This window comes from Kitasatospora sp. NPDC059747, assembly GCF_042732955.1.
GTDB lineage: Bacteria > Actinomycetota > Actinomycetes > Streptomycetales > Streptomycetaceae > Kitasatospora.
The window spans coordinates 52,960-69,249 of record NZ_JBHWGV010000045.1; the positions used below are offsets into that span (position 1 = coordinate 52,960).

Sequence of the window (16,290 nt, forward strand, 5' to 3'; positions counted from 1 at the left end):
GCGCCCGGGGGGGCGCGCGCGCGCGGGGGGGGTCTCAGTGGTGGCCCACAGACTGTTGGTGCTTGGGGGGGGGGGGGGGCCCGGGGGGGGGGGCCCCCCCCCCCCCCCCGGTGCGCGGTAGGGCGCGCGTGGCGCCGCCCGGCCCGGGACACGGGCCCGGGCCGGACGGTGCTCGGTGCGGTGGGACGGGGTGCGGTCGGCGTGCCGTGCGGGCCGCCTCCGCGGCCGGCCCGCGGCGCCCGCCTCAGCGCTGGGCGATGTCCACGTTCTCCAGGACGCCGATCGCGTCCGGCACCAGGACGGCGGCCGAATAGTAGGCGCTGACCAGGTAGGAGATGATGGCCTTCTCGTCGATCCCCATGAACCGCACCGAGAGGCCCGGCTGGTACTCGTCCGGAATTCCGGTCTGGTTCAGGCCGATGACGCCCTGGTTGTCCTCGCCGACCCGCATCGCGATGATCGAGCTGGTGTGGCCGCCGATGATCGGGATCTTGTTGCACGGGAAGACCGGCACCCCGCGCCACGAGGTGACGTGCTTGCCCTCGACCTCGACCGTGCCCGGGTAGAGGCCGCGCTTGTTGCACTCGCGGCCGAAGGCGGCGATCGCCTTCGGGTGCGCGAGGAACATCTTGGTGCTGCGGCGGCGGCTGAGCAGGTCGTCCATGTCGTCCGGCGTGGGCGGGCCGGAGTGCGTCTGGATCCGCTGGTCGTACTCGGCGTTCTGCAGGAGGCCGAACTCCGGGTTGTTGATCAGCTCGTGCTCCTGGCGCTCGCGCAGGGCCTCGATCGTCAGCCGCAACTGGTGCTCGGTCTGGTTCATCGGCTGGTTGTAGAGGTCGGCGACCCGGCTGTGCACCTTGAGGATCGTCTGGGCGACGCTCAGCTCGTACTCGCGCGGCTTCAGCTCGTAGTCGACGAAGGCGCCGGGCAGCTCGAACTCGCCCTCGTGGCCGGCGGAGAGGTCGATCGCGGCCTCGCCGTGCTTGTTCTGCGCCTGCTGGAAGCCGTTCAGGTACTCCATGATCTGCAGCTGCAGCGACTCGGAGCGGTCGTGGAGCTCCTGGAAGGCGGGCCACTGCAGCACCATCACGGTGCCGGCGGTGGCCGCCTTCACCGTGTACGGCCAGGTGTTGGTGTCCTCCTGCAGGGCCTCGTCGCCGAGGTGGTCGCCGTCGGCGAGGGTGCCGATGACCGTTTCCTCGCCGTACTTGCCCGTTCCGATCCGCTCCAGCTTGCCGTGCGCGATGATGAAGACCTCGCTGATCTCCGCACCGGCGGAGATCAGCACGTCACCCGCGGAGAACTCGCGTTGCACGAAGCGCCCGGCCAGCTCCTCCAGGAGGGCCTCGTCCTGGAAGCCGCGCAGCACCGGCACCTCGGTGAGGCTCGGCGGGACGATCCGCACCTCGGCGCCCGTCTTGACGAAGCTCACCCGGCCGCGGCCGATCGAGTAGCGCAGGCGACGGTTCACCCGGTAGGTACCACCGGAGACCTGCACCCACGGCAGCATCCTGAGCAGCCAGCGCGGGCTGATGCCCTGCATCTGCGGCGCGGACTTGGTGGTCGTGGCGAGGTTCCGCGCACCCGCCGTGCTCAGACTCTGCTGCTGCCGGATCTCCGGCTGCGCACCCGGCGCAGGAATACCGGCATTCGTTTCGGTCGACATAGGGGAGCCCTTCGCAAACCCGATGAAGTGACGCCTTGCATATTCATGGTGCAACTTCATGGTGGGCCCGAACGGAGGCACGCCGCAATCACTCATTCGAGTGGTTCGGAATAACCGAACAAATAGTACGACTAGATCACTTGCTCGATATTTGTTCGATTGCTTAATCGAACTCGCCGGAATGCCGGGTGCCATCCTCCCGCATCCGGCGCGTCAGAGTGGGCCGTTCCAATCGAGAGTCGGCTCCAGCACGCCCTCCAGGGTCAGCAGCCAGCGCTTCACGTCGATCCCGACCCGGCCGCCGCCGAAGCCCCCGATGCCGTCCGCCGCCACCACCCGGTGGCACGGCACGAGCAGCGCGACGGGGTTGGCGGCCATCATCTGCCCCACCGTGCGGGCCGCCAGGCCCGGCTCGGTCACGTCCTCGAACACCCCGCTGCGCACGGCCAGTTCGCCGTAGGTGATGGTCCGCCCGTACGGCACCTCGCGCCACAGCGTCCGCAGCACCTCCCGGTGCGGGCCGCTGCTCAGGCTCCAGTCGATCGGCAGGCCCAACTCCCGGCTGCGGCCCGCCAGGTAGGCGCCGATCCGGTCGGTGACGGTGGCGATCTTCGCGTCGTCGGTGCAGGCCGGCGCCTCGCCGTCGCGGCCGCCGTAACCCGCCGCCGCCACGCCCAGCGGCGTCACGGCGATGTGCATCGGGCCGCTCGGCAGCGGCGTCGGCACGGTCAGCCAGGACATCTGCGACACGCTCGGGCCCCCACCCTCACCCTCCACCGGGCCGGCCGCCGGCCACCCCGGCACCCGGGAGGCGTGCGACCACCGCCCGCCCCGCGCGCCATCGTACGGCGGGCCCGGCGGCGGCGCCGGTGCGCCGGGCTAGAGCCGGCCCTTCAGCTGCGCCGCGAGCGCGCGGGACCAGTGCGACAGCTCGGCGCGGTTCGCCGCGCGTCCCTCGCACAGGACGGTGAGCTGCGCGTCGTTGATCCGGTTCGGGCCCGGGATCTCCAGCAGATAGGCCAGTTCCTCCAGCACGGTGGCGAGCCGCGCGGCGTCCGTGTGGTCGAGGGCCACCGCGGCCTCGTGGTGGCTGATGGTGAGCGAACCGGGCATGGCCAGCCTCCTCCGTCGACTCCGTCGACCCCCGCACCCTCCACCGTACGACCGGCTCACCGGGACCGCCCGGGGGCGGGGAGGGTGGCCCGGGGGGCGGGGAGGGTGCGGCCCGGGGGGCGGGGAGGGTGCGGCCCGGGGGGCGGGGCAGGTGCGGCCCGGGGCGGGGAGGGTGCGGCCCGGGGCGGGGCGCGGAGGGCGGCCCCGCCCGCCGGCGGGTCCACCGGGCGGGCGGGGCGGTGGCGCGCCGGGGCCGGGCGTCCGCCCGGGGGTGCGCCCCGGAGCGGGTTCAGGTGGCCTCCTCGTCGCCCTCCCAGGGGCGGCGACGCACGGCGGGTACGGCCAGCACCGCCACGGCGGCGCCGAGTTGCCAGAGGGCGCCGAGCGCCAGGACGGTCCCCGTCCCGAGCCGCCCCGCCAGCGGTCCCGCCGCCGCCAGGCCCACCGGCCCCAGGGCGAAGGCGCCCAGCGCGCCGAAGGACGTCACCCGGCCCAGCGCCTCCGGCGGCACCCAGCGCTGCATCGTCGTGCCGTACAGCGTGCCGCAGACCGCCGAGCCGACGCCCGCGACCAGCGCCCCGGCCACCACCCACGGCAGCGCCGCACCGCCCGCCAGTGCCGCCGAGGGCAGCGCCCAGCCCAGCGTCGCCACGGTGGCCACCGCCAGCGGCCGGGCCGGGCGACGGCCCAGCATCAGCAGGCCGCCCAGCACCGCACCGACGCCGTACACGGCCATCACCGCGCCCCAGGCGCGCGCACCCCCGAGCTCGCGCTGCGCGGTGAGCGGCCCGAGGATCAGGAACGGCGCCCACACCAGCAGGTTGAAGAGCCCCATGTGCGCGGTGGTGATCCACAGCCACGGCCGGGAGCCGAACTCCGACCAGCCCGCGCGGAGGTCCGCGAGGAGCGACTCGCGCCCGCCGTCCGGCGCCGCACCGGCCAGGCGCAGCCGGTACAGCGCGAACGCGCCGACCCCGTACGTCGCCGCGTCGGCCGCCAGCACCACCGCCGGTCCCCAGACCGCCGTGATCACGCCGGCCAGCGCGGGACCGGCCACCGTCGCGACCGAACGGGCCATCCCCAGCAGCGTGTTGGCGTCGCCGACGAGCTCCTGGCGGCGCACCAGGCCGGGCACCAGCGCGCCCAGCCCCGGCATGAACAGCCCCTCGCCGATCCCCCACACGGCGACGAGCGCCACCATCGCCCACAGCGGCGCCCGTCCGGTCGCCAGCAGCACGGCGAACAGCGCCTGGACGACTCCGCGGAGCCCGTCCGAGGCGAGCATCACGCGGCGGCTGCCGAGCCGGTCGGCGATCACTCCGCCGGCGAGCAGGACCAGCACCACCGGCAGGATCCGGGCGGCCATCACCCAGCCCAGGTCGGCGCCGTCCCCGCCGGTGCCGCCAGCGCCAGGGCCGCCGCCACCGGGGCCGCCACTGCCGTCCGCTCCACCGCCGAGCACCGCGAAGGCCACCGCCACCGGTGCCATCGCGGAGCCGAGGAGGGACGTCGCGTAGCCCGTGAAGAACCACCGGAAGTCGCGCTCGCCCAGCACGGCGAGACGGTCTCCAGGGCGCCGTCGACGGGCCGGGATCCGTTCGGTTTCCACTGCCATGGGCGGCAAGTCTGCCTCCGCGCGGAGCAGCCGTTCAAGGGCTCCGGCGAAAAAACTTGAGTCTTTTTGCATCAATTTCCGCGATGGCCGAATGTGCCGCAGTAAACGGCTAGCTGGACACCGTTTCACCTGCTGTTTACTGCGACTACCGGATACGATTCAAGCGTCCGTGAGGCATTCGTTTACTGCGGTAGAGGATCACTGATGACAGAGCTTCCCCCGGTCGAGTACGCCGTCGCCGTCGAGCGCTACCTCGCCGTCTCCGGACTCGCCGGGGGCTCCCGCCGGGTCTACCGGATCGGGCTGGACACCTGGGCCTGGGCGCTCGCCGGCCGCACCGCCCCCACCGGCCCGGGGCGGCGCCGCGCCCGGCCGCCCGTCCTCCCCCTCGCCCTGCTCGACCACCCGGACGCCGCCGCCCGCCTCGGCGCCGCCGTCACCCGCCGCGCCGCGGACACCGACGCGCGCACGCTCAACCGCGAGCTGTCCACCCTGCGCGCGGCCGTGGCCTGGTGGCGCGCCCGGGGCTGGATCACCCGGGACCCGACCACCGGCCTGCGCGCCCACCCGGCCCCCGCACCCGCCGCCGGCCCGCTCACCCCGGACGAGCTGCGCGCCCTGTTCGCGCTCCGGGCGCCGCTGCGCGAGCAGACGCTGTGGCACCTGCTGCACGAGTCCGGCGCCGCGATCGAGACCGTCCTCGCCCTGAACACCGACGACCTCGACCTCCCGGCACGCCGCACCCGCCCCCGCCCGGGGCGGCCGGCGGTGCAGTGGCAGGCCGGCACCGCCCGCCTGCTCCCCCTCCTCGTCGCCGGTCGCGCCACCGGGCCGCTCTTCCTCACCGACCGCAGGGCCCCTGCCGGCACCACACCCGCGGACCGCTGCCCGCACACGGGCCGTGGGCGGCTGTCGTACCGCCGGGCCGCGGAGCTGTTCACGGCGCACACGCAGCGGCTGGGCACGGACTGGACGCTGCGCCGGCTGCGGGCGGCGCGCTGAGGTCACTGCTCGTCCGGCGGCACCGCGCGGCGCCCCTGGGCGAGCAACTCGTCGAGACGGTCGGCCAGTTCGGGCACGCTCGGGCGGGCTTCCGGGTCGGTGCGCAGACAGGCGTCGATGGCGGCGGCCAGCGGGCGCGGGAGGCGGCGGCGCCGGGAGACCGGTGGTGCCGGGCCGTCCGGGTCCGGGCCGTCGTACGGGACGTCGCCGGTGGCGGCCTCGTAGAGGGTGATGCCGATGCCCCACACGTCGGCGGCCGCGGTGAGCCGCCCGCCACGGGCCTGCTCGGGGGCGAGGTAGCCGTCGGTGCCGATGCCGGGTGCGGCCGGGCCGGGCGGACGGGCGACGCTGAGGTCGAGCACCTTGGCGCGGCGGCAGTCGATCACGACGTTGGAGGGCTTGAGGTCGAGGTGCAGCAGGCCGCGGCCGTGCAGGTAGTGGACGGCCGAGCACAGGTGGAGCCCGAGCATGGCCACGTCGGCGGCGGCCGGGCGGCGGGGGCGGGTGTCCAGGACGTGGGAGAGCGTCTCCCCGGCGAGCGTCTCCAGGACGGCGTACGGTTGCGGGCGCTCGCCCGTCCCGTAGCCGCGGACGAGGTGCGGGTGCGTGAACTCGGCCAGCCAGCGGCCCTCCTGGAGCAGCCGGGCGCGCAGCCGCCGCTCGCGGCGGCGGTCCGGTCGGAGCACCTTCACGACGCAGCGGCAGTCGCGCTCCCCGCTCCAGGCGTCGTAGAGGTCGAGCCAGCCGGTGCGGCAGAGGTGCGCCAGGACCTGGTACCCGGGGGCGATGAACGTCCCTGCGGGGAGGGGTGGTTGGACGGTGTCCGGACTCAACTCGACACCTCCTCGGCCAGGTCGGAGCGCTGCAGCCGGTCGAGTCGCGCGTATCCGTCGTCGCGGGCCAGCAGTTCCCCGTGCGTGCCGCTGTCCGCGACGCAGCCGCCGCGGAGCAGCACGATCCGGTCGGCGTGCCGGACGGCGGACAGGTCGTGCGAGACGACGATCGTCGTCCGGCCCCGCATGAGCCGCCCGAGCGGCGCCAGGACCCGCCGCGCGGACTCGGCGTCCAGCCCCGTCGTCGGCTCGTCGAGGATCAGCACGGGCGCGTCGCGGATCATCGCGCGGGCGATCGCCAGCCGCCGGCACTGCCCGCCGGACAGCAGCCGCCCGTTGCGGCCGACCACCGTGTCGTAGCCGTCCGGGAGCCGGCTGACGAACTCGTGGGCGTCGGCGGCCCGGGCGGCGGCCACGATCTCGGCGTCCGTGGCGCCCGGCCGCCCGTACGCGATGTTCTCGCGCACGGTGCCGTGGACGACCAGGGTCTCCTGGAGCAGGACGGCGATGTGCTCGCGCAGGTCGGCGACCGCCAGTTCGCGCAGGTCGATCCCGTCCAGGCGGACGGCCCCGCGCTCGGGGTCGTAGAAGCGCAGCAGCAGCTTGGCGGCGGTCGACTTGCCCGCACCGCTCGGGCCGACCAGCGCGACCGTCTCGCCCGGCTCGGCGCGGAACGACACGTCGAACAGCGCCACCCGCGTCGAGCCCGGATAGCGGAACCAGACCCCGTCGAAGGCCACCGCCCCGCGCACCCGGGCGGGGCGCAGCGGCACCGGCGGATCGCTCACCTGCGGGCGCTCGTCGAGGAGTTCGAGGATCCGTTCGGCGGCGGCGGAGGCCGAGTAGAAGCCGTTGCTGAGCCGGGAGATCCCCCGGACCGGGCCGTACAGCCGGCTCAACAGGGCGACGAAGACCAGGAGTTCGCCCAGCGTCAGGCGTCCGCGCGCGAGCTCCCAGGCGCCCACTCCGAGGACGATCAGCGCGCCGGCCAGCTCCAGGACGTCCACGATCGGCGCGAACAGCGCGCGCAGGCGGGTCGCCTCCATCGTCGCCCGGAACCGCGCCATGCTCTCCCGCCGGAACCGCTCCTGCTCCCAGCCCTGCCGGTTGCAGGCCTGGACGAGCGCGATGTTGCCGAGCGACTCCTCGGTGAGCGCGCTGACCGAGCCGCTGCGCCGCCGCCGCTCGCGCGAGGCAGCCTTCACCCGCGCCGAGAAGTGCCGCGCGGTGAACCAGAACAGCGGCACCACGATGAGCGCGACCAGCGCGAGGTCCCACCGCAGGTAGAACAACACCCCCAGGAAGACGGCGAGTTCGGCGACGTACGCGACCGCGTCGACGACACCCGAGAGCAGGAACGTCTCGACCGCCTCGACGTCGCCGGTCAGCCGCGCCAGCACGTCGCCGAGCCGCCGCCGCTCGAAGAAGCCGAGCGACAGGCCCTGCAGGTGCCGGAACACGTCCGCCCGCAGGGCCAGCAGGAAGCGCTCGCCGACCCACGTCGAGGTCATCTCGTCGGCGAAGCCCAGGGCCCCCGCCACGACCGTCAGCCCCGCGTAGGCGAGCGCGACCGGCAGGAAGAGGCCGAGCCTGTGCGGGACGAGGACGTCGTCGACGACGACCTTGAACAGCCAGATCGCGGCCGCGTCGACCACCGGGCCGGCCAGGACGAGGACCAGCAGCAGGGCCAGCCAGCGCCGCCCGCCCCTCGTGTAGGGCCAGAGCCGCCCGAACGTCCGCCGCAGCGGCAGGGCCGGGGCCGGCTCGACGACCGGATCCACCCGGGCGCCGTCGCCGTCACCCGCGTCGGCGGCCGTCGGCCGCAGCGGTGACCACACGGTTCGACTCCAGCCCGTGGAACGTGGCCGGGCCGCCGGGGGCCCGGCCCTGACAGGACGGCGGGGCCGTCAGTGCCGCGAGTTCGACCCGCGACGACGACGGCGGCCCGCCTTGGAGTCCCTGGTCTCCTTGCCGGTCTTGCGGTCGTGCTTGCCGCCGTGCCGCATCGCCGGGACCAGGTTGGCCAGCATGCTCATCGCTGCCACCTTTCTCTCCGGTCCCCCCATCACCAGGGGGTACGCACGGGCGGGCGGGTTGGTTCAGGGGCGGGGGAGGTTTCCTTCCGCGTACCGGGAGTTGGGTGGTGCCGCGGGGCTCCGGGGGTCGTTGCCGGGGCTCCGGGGGTCGTTGCCGGGGCTCCGGGGGGCGTTGCCGGGCCTTCGTCGCCCGGCCGTCGTCGCCCGGCCGTCGTTGCCCGGTCGTCGTTACAGAGCCCTCCGGAGCCGTTACGAAGGCCGTCGGGGGCGTTACGAAGCCGATGGGCCGCCGTGACGCGACCGGCCGGGGACCGCGACACGGGCTCCCTAACGTCTCCGTCGACGCACCGGCCGCAGGGGTCGGAACGCGTCGAGGACGGACGTCGACGACGGACGTCAATGCCGACCATCGACGACGAGCGTCGACGATGCCGACGAAGGAGAGCACCCCATGAGCAGGAGCCGTACCGATCGCGCGCCGGGCCGCCGGGTCCTGGCCGTCTGCGCACTGACCGGGGCCGCGCTGCTGACCGCCCTGACCGGCGGGCAGGCGTGGGCCGACGGGGCCCCCGCCCCGGCCACGCCCACGGCCGCCCCGAGCGCCGCCCCGGCCATCCCGACGGCCACCCCGACCGCCGGCCCCGCCGCCTCCGGCGCGGTCGTGGTCCCGAAGGGCTCCGCACCCGCCCAGCCGGCTCCGGCCCGGCCCACCGCCGGTGCGCCCGCCGCCGAGGGCGTCGCCAAGACGCCCACCGCCACGCCCGCGCCGGCCGACGCCAAGGACACCAACCGGCCGCAGGTCCGCGAGGTCCCGAAGGGCGCCGCCCAGGCCGGGGACGGGTCCACCGCGACCGACGGCAACGGCCTCACGCTGGCCGCCGGCGGTGCCGTCGCGGCCGTCGGCGCCGGGGCGCTGGGCTTCGCCCTCCTGCGCCGCCGCTCCGGTGCGCGCGGCTGACACCGGCCCCGAGTCCTCCGGGCACCCCGGCGCCGCAGCCCCGCACCTGGCCAGGCGGGGCGGCGGTGCCGGGGCGGCCCCGGGCGCGGACGGGGCACCGGCCGGCCGGCGGCGGCGCGCGACCGGTCGGGGACGAGGGCAGGGGCCTGTACCGGAACGAGGGCGCGGACGGCGGCGCGGGCCCCGGCGCAGACCGGGCGTGGTGCGCCGGGCCGTCGTGGGGGCGGCCGGGCTGCTGTGCCTGGTGCTCGGCGTGTCGGTGGCGATCGGCTCCCAGGAGACGCCGGTCGTCCGGATCGAGTCCTCGGCGCACGGCAGCGCGACGGACGGTCCGGCCCCCGGGCCCGCCGCGTCCACCCCGGGCGTCTCCGGCACCACCGGCGCCGGCACTTCCGCCGCCACCGCACCGCCCGCCGCCCCGAAGGCCCTCCCCGCCTCGGAGCCGACCCGCCTGCTCATCCCGTCGGCCGGCGTCGACGCCCCGGTGACCGGCCTCGGCCTGAACGCCGACGGGACGGTCCAGGTGCCGTCGGCCGACCGGGCCGGGGAGGTCGGCTGGTACCGCAACGGGCCCACCCCGGGAGAAACCGGCCCCACCGTCCTGATCGGGCACTACGACACCGTCCACGGCCCGGCGGTCTTCCACCGCGTGCCGCAGCTGCGGCCGGGCGACCTCGTCCAGGTGCGACGCGCGGACGGCACCACCGTGGACTTCAAGGTCCGCTCACTGCTGCAGGCCGCCAAGGACCGCTTCCCCACCGACGCCGTCTACGGTGACACCCCGGCCCCGACCCTCAGACTCATCACCTGCGGCGGCAGCATCGGTGCGGACGGCCACTGGACCGACAACATCGTCGTCCTGGCCGACCTGGCCTGAGGCCGGCTGAGGCGGCCTGAGGCGGCCCGGCCGGCCGCACGGGAACCGCCGGCCACCGTCGGCACGACCTACACCAAGGGCACACCAAGGACGCCGTACGCCTGCGGCGTCCCCCCACGACCAGGCATCCCAGACCAGGCGTTCCAGACCAGGCATCCCAGGCCAGGCGTCCCAGACCAGGCATTCCAGGAGGGCGAGCACCGACGTGGCAGCAGCACCCCCGCCCCGCCGACGGCGCGCCGCCACGCCGGTGGCCGCCCTCGCGGCCGTGGCCGTCCTCGTCGCGCTGGCCGCGGCCCTGGTCGTGGGCCGGGCCGACCCCGGCGGCCTGAAGGACCACGGCCCGTCGCAGCCGGTGACACCGCCGCTGCGGGCCCAGCCGCTCTGGCCCGGACTGAACGCCCCGCCGACGCCGTCCTCCTCCGCCGCCGAGACCGGCTCCGCGTCCCAGGCGCCGCCGCAGCCCGTGCCCGACCTGACCGTGGCCGGGCGGGACATCACCGCGGTCGACGTCCACGCCGTCCTCACGAAGGACCCCGGCGTGAGCGCGGAGGAGCGGCCGGCCCTCGGATCGTGCACCGGCTGCGCGGTCCGCAGCCCCGAGTTCCGCGACCTCACCGGCGACGGCAAGCCCGAGCTGATCACCGCCGTGGCCGTGCCCCAGCAGGTCGTGCTGCACGTCTACACCCTGGTCGACGACCGGCTCGTGCCGATCCTGCGGGTCAAGCTGGTGCCGCTGTTCAGCGCCGAGACCATCGGCACCGACCTGTGGCTGCACGAGCAGACCACCACCTCCGTCCAGACCACCAGCCACTACCAGTGGGACGGCGTCCGGCTCGTCCGGCTGGAGCAGAAGTTCGAGGGCACCGGCCCGCTGCCCGGCCCGTCCGCCGCACCGGACCCGGTGACGTCCGTCATGCCCCCGGGCGGCCGCGCCCCCGGCCCCGTCCGTCCGACGGCCGAGCCGGCCACCCCGACGGCCGTGCCGTCCCCGCTCGTCCCCAAGAACCCCGCCCGGCCGACGCCCGCCCTCCCGGGAGTGCAGCCGTGATCCCCGACCCCCTAGCCTCAGCACCCATGACCCCCGCCGAGACGCCCGCGCAGCCCCGCATCCTGATCGTCGAGGACGACGAGGTGATCCGCGAGGCCACCCGGATGGCCCTGGAGCGCTACGGCTTCCCCGTCTCCACGGCCGCCGACGGCCTGGAAGGGCTGGAGGCGTTCCACGCCGTCCGGCCGGACCTGGTCCTGCTGGACGTCATGCTGCCGCTCCTCGACGGCGTCGGGCTGTGCCGGCGGATCCGCGAGGAGAGCCAGCTGCCGATCCTGATGATGTCGGCGCGCACCGACCCGGTGGACGTCGTGTCCGGGCTGGAGGCCGGGGCGGACGACTACGTGGTCAAGCCGTTCGAGAGCGCCGTGCTGGTCGCCCGGATCCGGACGGTCTTGCGACGGATCCGCGTCGTCCCGGCCCCTGCCGACGACGACCTCCCCACGCCGCCCCCTTCCGTTTCCCCCTCTGTCTCCCCCGCTGTTTCCCCGTCCCCCTCGCCCACCGTGCGCAGCTTCGACGGCATGCAGGTGGACACCGACAGCATGGAGGTCCGGGTGGACGGCCGCCTCGTCCCGCTCACCCCCACCGAGCTGCGGCTGCTGCTGGAGTTCACCGCCGCGCCCGGCATCGTGCTGGAGCGCTCGACCCTGCTCGAACGCGTCTGGGACTACGAGTGGGGCGCCGACACCCGCGTGGTCGACGTCCACGTGCAGCGGCTGCGCGCCAAGATCGGCGCCGGACGGATCGAGACCGTCCGCGGCTTCGGCTACAAGCTGCGGCGGCCGCAATGACGTTGCGCCGCCAGATCGCCACCGCCGTCGCCGCGATCTCCGTCCTGGTCGCGGTGGCCGTCGGCCTGCTGGTCCACCAGGCGATGATCCGCCAGCACGTCGACCAGGCCCGCGCCACCGCCGTCGCCGCCCTCGACTCCTCGCTCGGCGCGTACGGACGCGGCGAGGCCCCCGCCCACGGCGCCGCCCTCAACGACCCCGCGCTGCCGGCCCGCCTGCACACGCTCGCCGCCGACGGACGACAGGGCACGCTGCTGGCCGCCGGGCCGGACGGCGAGACGATGTGGGCGGCCGGACCGGTGCAGAACGCCGTGCTCTCGGTCCGGGTCGACTTCACCCAGGACCGGCAGGCGATCGCCGACCTCGACCGGATCATCCTGCTCACCGTCGTCGCGGCCGTCTTCACCACCGTCCTGGCCGGCGTGCTGGTCGCCGACCGGATCAGCCGCCGCCTGCGCACCGCGGCCACCGCCGCCCGGGGCATCGCCGCCGGCCGGACCGACACCCCGATCGGCGAACTCGTCGACGGGCGGGACGAGGTGGCCGACCTCGCGGCGGCCGTCGACCAGATGTCCCGCTCGCTGCACCGGCGGCTCGCGGACGAGCAGCGCTTCACCGCGGACGTCGCCCACGAGCTGCGCACCCCGCTGACCGGCCTGGTCACCGCCGCCGAACTGCTGCCCCCGGGCCGGCCCACCCAGCTCGTCCAGAACCGGGTCCAGGCCCTGCGCGCCCTCGTCGAGGACCTGCTGGAGGTCTCCCGCCTCGACGCCGACGTCGAGACCCCGGACCTCTCCACCGTCCCCCTCGAACGGGCGGTGCGCCGCACCGTCACGCTCACCGGCCTGGACGTGGACGTCACGGTCACCGCCGACGCCGAGGTGCGCACCGACCTCCGCCGCCTGGACCGCATCCTCGGCAACCTCGTCGTCAACGCCCACCGCCACGGCGCCGCCCCCGTCGAACTCCACGTCGACGGCCACCGCATCACCGTCCGCGACCACGGCCCCGGCTACCCCGACGACCTCCTCGACGACGGCCCGCAGCGCTTCCGCACCAACGCCCCCGAACGCGGCCGCGGCCACGGCCTCGGCCTCACCATCGCCACCGGCCACACCCGCGTCATCGGCGCCACCCTGGCCTTCGCAAACCACCCCACCGGCGGCGCCCTCGCAACCCTCACCCTCCCCGCCGCGCCACCCTCCTGACCCGGCCCCACCAACACCGAAGGGCCAGCCCGACCGGATGCACCCCGGCGGACTGGCCCTCCACACGCAGAGCCCCCTGTCGGGTTCGAACCGACGACCCCCGCTTTACAAGAGCGGTGCTCTGGCCAGCTGAGCTAAGGAGGCACGGTGGCCGTCCGCGACGGATCACGGCGGCACCGGGGGCAGTCTACCGGGCGCGGGTGGCGGGGTGGGGGGATATCCGGGGGTTGGCGGCTGGGGCGGGCGTGATGGAAACGATGCGGAAATCGGGCCGGAGGGGGGCTGACAAGCGGCGGGGGCACAGGTAGCGTCGCCGGGAGCCGGTTCGTGTAGTGGTCCAGACCACTCGGCGGGTCGGTGAGACGAACGAAACCCCCCTTTACTCGGATCGTCCGGCACGTTCCTGCCGGTGAAGGAGAGCTCAACCATGGCTTCTGTCACGTACGACCAGGCGACCCGCGTCTACCCGGGGGCGGACAAGCCCTCCGTGGACGCGCTGGACCTGGAGATCGCGGACGGCGAATTCCTCGTGCTGGTCGGCCCCTCGGGCTGCGGCAAGTCGACCAGCCTGCGCATGCTGGCCGGCCTGGAGGACGTCAACAGCGGCGCGATCCGGATCGGCGACCGGGACGTCACCCACCTCCCGCCGAAGGACCGGGACATCGCGATGGTGTTCCAGAACTACGCGCTCTACCCGCACATGACCGTCGCGGAGAACATGGGCTTCGCGCTCAAGATCGCCGGCGTCAACAAGGCCGAGATCCGCACCAAGGTCGAGGAGGCCGCGAAGATCCTCGACCTCACCGAGTACCTGGACCGCAAGCCGAAGGCGCTGTCCGGCGGTCAGCGCCAGCGCGTCGCGATGGGCCGGGCGATCGTGCGCCAGCCGCAGGTCTTCCTGATGGACGAGCCGCTGTCGAACCTGGACGCCAAGCTCCGCGTCTCGACCCGCACCCAGATCGCCGGCCTGCAGCGCCGCCTGGGCATCACCACGGTGTACGTGACCCACGACCAGACCGAGGCGCTCACCATGGGCGACCGCGTCGCGGTGCTGAAGGGCGGCGTGCTCCAGCAGGTCGACACCCCGCGCAACATGTACGACAGGCCCGCCAACCTCTTCGTGGCCGGCTTCATCGGCTCGCCGGCCATGAACCTGGTCGAGGTGCCGCTGGTGGACGGCGGCGTGAAGTTCGGCGGCTCGGTGGTCAACATCTCGCGTGACGACCTGTCCGGCGCCGGCCTCGACAAGACCGTGACCGTCGGCATCCGCCCGGAGCACTTCGAGGTCGTCCCGGCCGGCGGCATCGAGGGCGTCGCGGTGACGGTCAACGTGGTCGAGGAGCTCGGCTCGGACGGCTTCGTCTACGGCACCACCAAGATCGGCGGCGAGGACAAGGACATCGTGGTCCGCGTGCACGGCCGGCAGATCCCGGCCCGCGGCGAGACGATCCACGTCGTACCGATCGCCGACGAGACCCACGTGTTCTCCACCAGCACGGGTGCCCGCCTCAGCAGCTGAGCCGACGGCACACCACCGGCACGGCGCAAGCGCGACACGAGCCCGTCGGACCGCCTCCCGGTCCGGCGGGCTCCGTCCGTACACCCCCGCGTCAACACGGTGACGGGACGAACCCGGACACGTCGTCACTCGATGGTGTAACGGAGGGCGATCCGGGGCGCACCCACCGCTACGCTCCTGAGCGTGAAGCAGCTTTTGCGCCGTATCGGCCAGACCGTCGCCCTCACCCTGCCCGTCGTCCTGGTGACCACCGGCACCCTCGCCGTGACCCGGGTCCCGTGGGCCCCGCCGACCGGGCTCGACCAGCAGGTCGTCGCGGCGTCCAGCAGCGACGGCGCGGGCATCGGACGCACCGCGGGCGCGGCCGGCAAGACTCCCGACGGGCTGGCGCCCCAGGACGCGCTGCGCGTCGCGATGCTGGACGAGCTGCGCGAGCACAGCCCGGCCGCCGCGCTGGACCTGCTGGAGCGCTCGATGCGCGAGCAGCCCGCCCTGACGCCGTACTGCACCTCGCTCGCCACCGAGCTGGGCCGGGCGACGGTGAAGAAGTACCAGGGTGACGTCCAGCGGGCCCGCTCGTTCGCCCGCCCGGTCTGCGACGGCTCGTTCGCGGCGGGCATCACGGGCTGACGCCTACCCGCCGGCCCACCAGTCCGCACGCCCAAACACCTGAACGCGCACCCGCCGCCCCGGCAACCGCGGCTCCAACCCCCGTCCGCGCGCCTATTGTTCAGCCATGAGCGCTGACTCCGGCCCCGCCGCCGACCCCACGTCCCCGCAGGCACAGCAGGCCCCGCAGGCCCAGCCGCCGCGGCCGACCACGACGCCCGTCACGCAGGCCGTCATCCTGGCTGGCGGCCAGGGCTCCCGGCTGCGGCCCTACACGGACGACCGCCCGAAGCCGCTGGTCGAGATCCCGGGCACGGGCACGCCGATCCTCGGCCATCAGCTGGCGTGGCTCGCCGCCGAGGGCGTCACGGACGTCGTGGTGTCCTGCGGGCACCTGGCCGACGTGCTGCAGGAGTGGCTGGACAAGGCGGACCTGCCGCTGCGCGTGCGCACGGTCGTCGAGGAGGAGCCGCTCGGGCGCGGCGGCGGACTCAAGTACGCGGCCAGGGCGCTGCCCCGCCCGGACGAGCCCTGGTACGCCACGAACGGCGACATCTGGACCCGCTTCAGCCTGCGCGACATGGCCGCCTTCCACCACGAGCGGGACGCCGTCGCGACGCTCGCCCTGGCCCGGCCGCGGATCCCGTGGGGCGCGGTGGAGACCGACCAGTTCGGCAACGTGCTGGACTTCATCGAGGCCCCGCCGTCGCCGTTCCTCATCAACGCGGGCCTGTACGTGTTCAGCCCGGAGTTCGCCGAGCTGCTGCCGGACGTGGGCGACCACGAGCGCACCACGTTCCCCCAACTCGCCCGCAGCAAGCGGCTGGCGGGCTACCAACTGCCGCAGGGCGTGTACTGGCGCGCGATCGACACCGCGAAGGACCTCACGGAGGCCGCCAAGGAGCTCGCCGCCGGCGCGGGCCGCGCCCCCCGGTAACCCATGCGAGAAGCCCCCCCCCGGTAACCCATGCGAGAAGGCGGTCGGCCGGGTGCTCCCCCACGGAGCACC

The 16,290-nt window shown here is 74.7% G+C and carries 16 protein-coding genes and 1 tRNA gene; 9 read left to right on the top strand and 8 right to left on the bottom strand.

Annotated elements, in window-relative coordinates; genetic code table 11:
• Positions 1-244: 244 nt before the first annotated feature.
• The 4 genes from ACFV4G_RS20845 to ACFV4G_RS20860 form a co-directional block, all read right to left on the bottom strand.
• Positions 245-1,666 (bottom strand): family 2B encapsulin nanocompartment shell protein, encoded by a 1,422-nt coding sequence (locus ACFV4G_RS20845; protein WP_380442420.1) that lies wholly within the window; start codon positions 1,664-1,666, stop codon positions 245-247.
• A gap of 213 nt (positions 1,667-1,879) precedes the next feature.
• Positions 1,880-2,407, bottom strand: a complete 528-nt coding sequence (locus tag ACFV4G_RS20850; RefSeq protein WP_380442422.1) for a methylated-DNA--[protein]-cysteine S-methyltransferase — start codon at positions 2,405-2,407, stop codon at positions 1,880-1,882.
• 138 nt (positions 2,408-2,545) lie between these two features.
• On the bottom strand, positions 2,546-2,779 hold the full coding sequence (locus tag ACFV4G_RS20855; protein ID WP_380442424.1) for a hypothetical protein: 234 nt from the start codon (positions 2,777-2,779) through the stop codon (positions 2,546-2,548).
• Between the two features lie 289 nt (positions 2,780-3,068).
• Positions 3,069-4,394, bottom strand: a complete 1,326-nt coding sequence (locus ACFV4G_RS20860; RefSeq protein ID WP_380442426.1) for an MFS transporter — start codon at positions 4,392-4,394, stop codon at positions 3,069-3,071.
• A 204-nt stretch (positions 4,395-4,598) separates the two neighbouring features.
• Between ACFV4G_RS20860 and ACFV4G_RS20865 the strand changes: the two genes are divergently transcribed.
• A complete protein-coding gene (locus tag ACFV4G_RS20865; RefSeq protein ID WP_380442428.1) occupies positions 4,599-5,396 on the top strand; it encodes a hypothetical protein in 798 nt (265 codons plus the stop codon).
• 2 nt (positions 5,397-5,398) lie between these two features.
• Here the strand turns inward: ACFV4G_RS20865 and ACFV4G_RS20870 are convergent, their stop codons facing one another.
• From ACFV4G_RS20870 to ACFV4G_RS20880, 3 genes are all read right to left on the bottom strand, one after another.
• The gene (locus tag ACFV4G_RS20870; RefSeq protein WP_380442430.1) at positions 5,399-6,229 is read right to left on the bottom strand and encodes a serine/threonine-protein kinase; all 831 of its coding nucleotides are present in this window, start codon (positions 6,227-6,229) and stop codon (positions 5,399-5,401) included.
• Positions 6,226-8,067 carry an ABC transporter ATP-binding protein gene (locus ACFV4G_RS20875; protein WP_380442432.1) on the bottom strand — a complete coding sequence of 614 codons (1,842 nt, stop codon included), beginning with the start codon at positions 8,065-8,067 and terminating at the stop codon, positions 6,226-6,228. Before ACFV4G_RS20875 ends, ACFV4G_RS20870 begins: the two co-directional genes overlap by 4 nt.
• A 69-nt stretch (positions 8,068-8,136) precedes the next feature.
• Positions 8,137-8,265 carry a hypothetical protein gene (locus tag ACFV4G_RS20880; protein ID WP_380442434.1) on the bottom strand — a complete coding sequence of 43 codons (129 nt, stop codon included), beginning with the start codon at positions 8,263-8,265 and terminating at the stop codon, positions 8,137-8,139.
• A 451-nt stretch (positions 8,266-8,716) separates the two neighbouring features.
• On the opposite strand from ACFV4G_RS20880, the gene ACFV4G_RS20885 reads away from it, so the two are divergent.
• The 5 genes from ACFV4G_RS20885 (at position 8,717) to ACFV4G_RS20905 (ending at position 13,153) form a co-directional block, all read left to right on the top strand.
• The gene (locus ACFV4G_RS20885) at positions 8,717-9,223 is read left to right on the top strand and encodes a hypothetical protein (RefSeq protein WP_380442436.1); all 507 of its coding nucleotides are present in this window, start codon (positions 8,717-8,719) and stop codon (positions 9,221-9,223) included.
• A 202-nt stretch (positions 9,224-9,425) separates the two neighbouring features.
• Positions 9,426-10,100: a class F sortase gene (locus ACFV4G_RS20890; protein WP_380442438.1), complete on the top strand. Its 675-nt coding sequence runs from the start codon at positions 9,426-9,428 to the stop codon at positions 10,098-10,100.
• A 205-nt stretch (positions 10,101-10,305) separates the two neighbouring features.
• Positions 10,306-11,151 carry a hypothetical protein gene (locus tag ACFV4G_RS20895; protein ID WP_380442440.1) on the top strand — a complete coding sequence of 282 codons (846 nt, stop codon included), beginning with the start codon at positions 10,306-10,308 and terminating at the stop codon, positions 11,149-11,151.
• 26 nt (positions 11,152-11,177) lie between these two features.
• The gene (cseB, locus tag ACFV4G_RS20900) at positions 11,178-11,945 is read left to right on the top strand and encodes a two-component system response regulator CseB (protein ID WP_380442442.1); all 768 of its coding nucleotides are present in this window, start codon (positions 11,178-11,180) and stop codon (positions 11,943-11,945) included.
• Positions 11,942-13,153, top strand: a complete 1,212-nt coding sequence (locus tag ACFV4G_RS20905; RefSeq protein WP_380442444.1) for a sensor histidine kinase — start codon at positions 11,942-11,944, stop codon at positions 13,151-13,153. Before cseB ends, ACFV4G_RS20905 begins: the two co-directional genes overlap by 4 nt.
• 70 nt (positions 13,154-13,223) lie before the next feature.
• Here the strand turns inward: ACFV4G_RS20905 and ACFV4G_RS20910 are convergent.
• A tRNA-Thr gene (locus ACFV4G_RS20910) sits at positions 13,224-13,297 on the bottom strand.
• A gap of 283 nt (positions 13,298-13,580) precedes the next feature.
• On the opposite strand from ACFV4G_RS20910, the gene ACFV4G_RS20915 reads away from it, so the two are divergent.
• From ACFV4G_RS20915 to ACFV4G_RS20925, 3 genes are all read left to right on the top strand, one after another.
• Positions 13,581-14,672, top strand: coding sequence for an ABC transporter ATP-binding protein (locus tag ACFV4G_RS20915; RefSeq protein WP_380442446.1), 1,092 nt, complete (start codon positions 13,581-13,583; stop codon positions 14,670-14,672).
• Positions 14,673-14,855: 183 nt separating this feature from the next.
• Positions 14,856-15,302 carry a hypothetical protein gene (locus tag ACFV4G_RS20920; protein WP_380442448.1) on the top strand — a complete coding sequence of 149 codons (447 nt, stop codon included), beginning with the start codon at positions 14,856-14,858 and terminating at the stop codon, positions 15,300-15,302.
• 106 nt (positions 15,303-15,408) lie between these two features.
• Positions 15,409-16,218, top strand: a complete 810-nt coding sequence (locus ACFV4G_RS20925; RefSeq protein WP_380442450.1) for an NDP-sugar synthase — start codon at positions 15,409-15,411, stop codon at positions 16,216-16,218.
• The last annotated feature ends 72 nt before the right edge of the window (positions 16,219-16,290 follow it).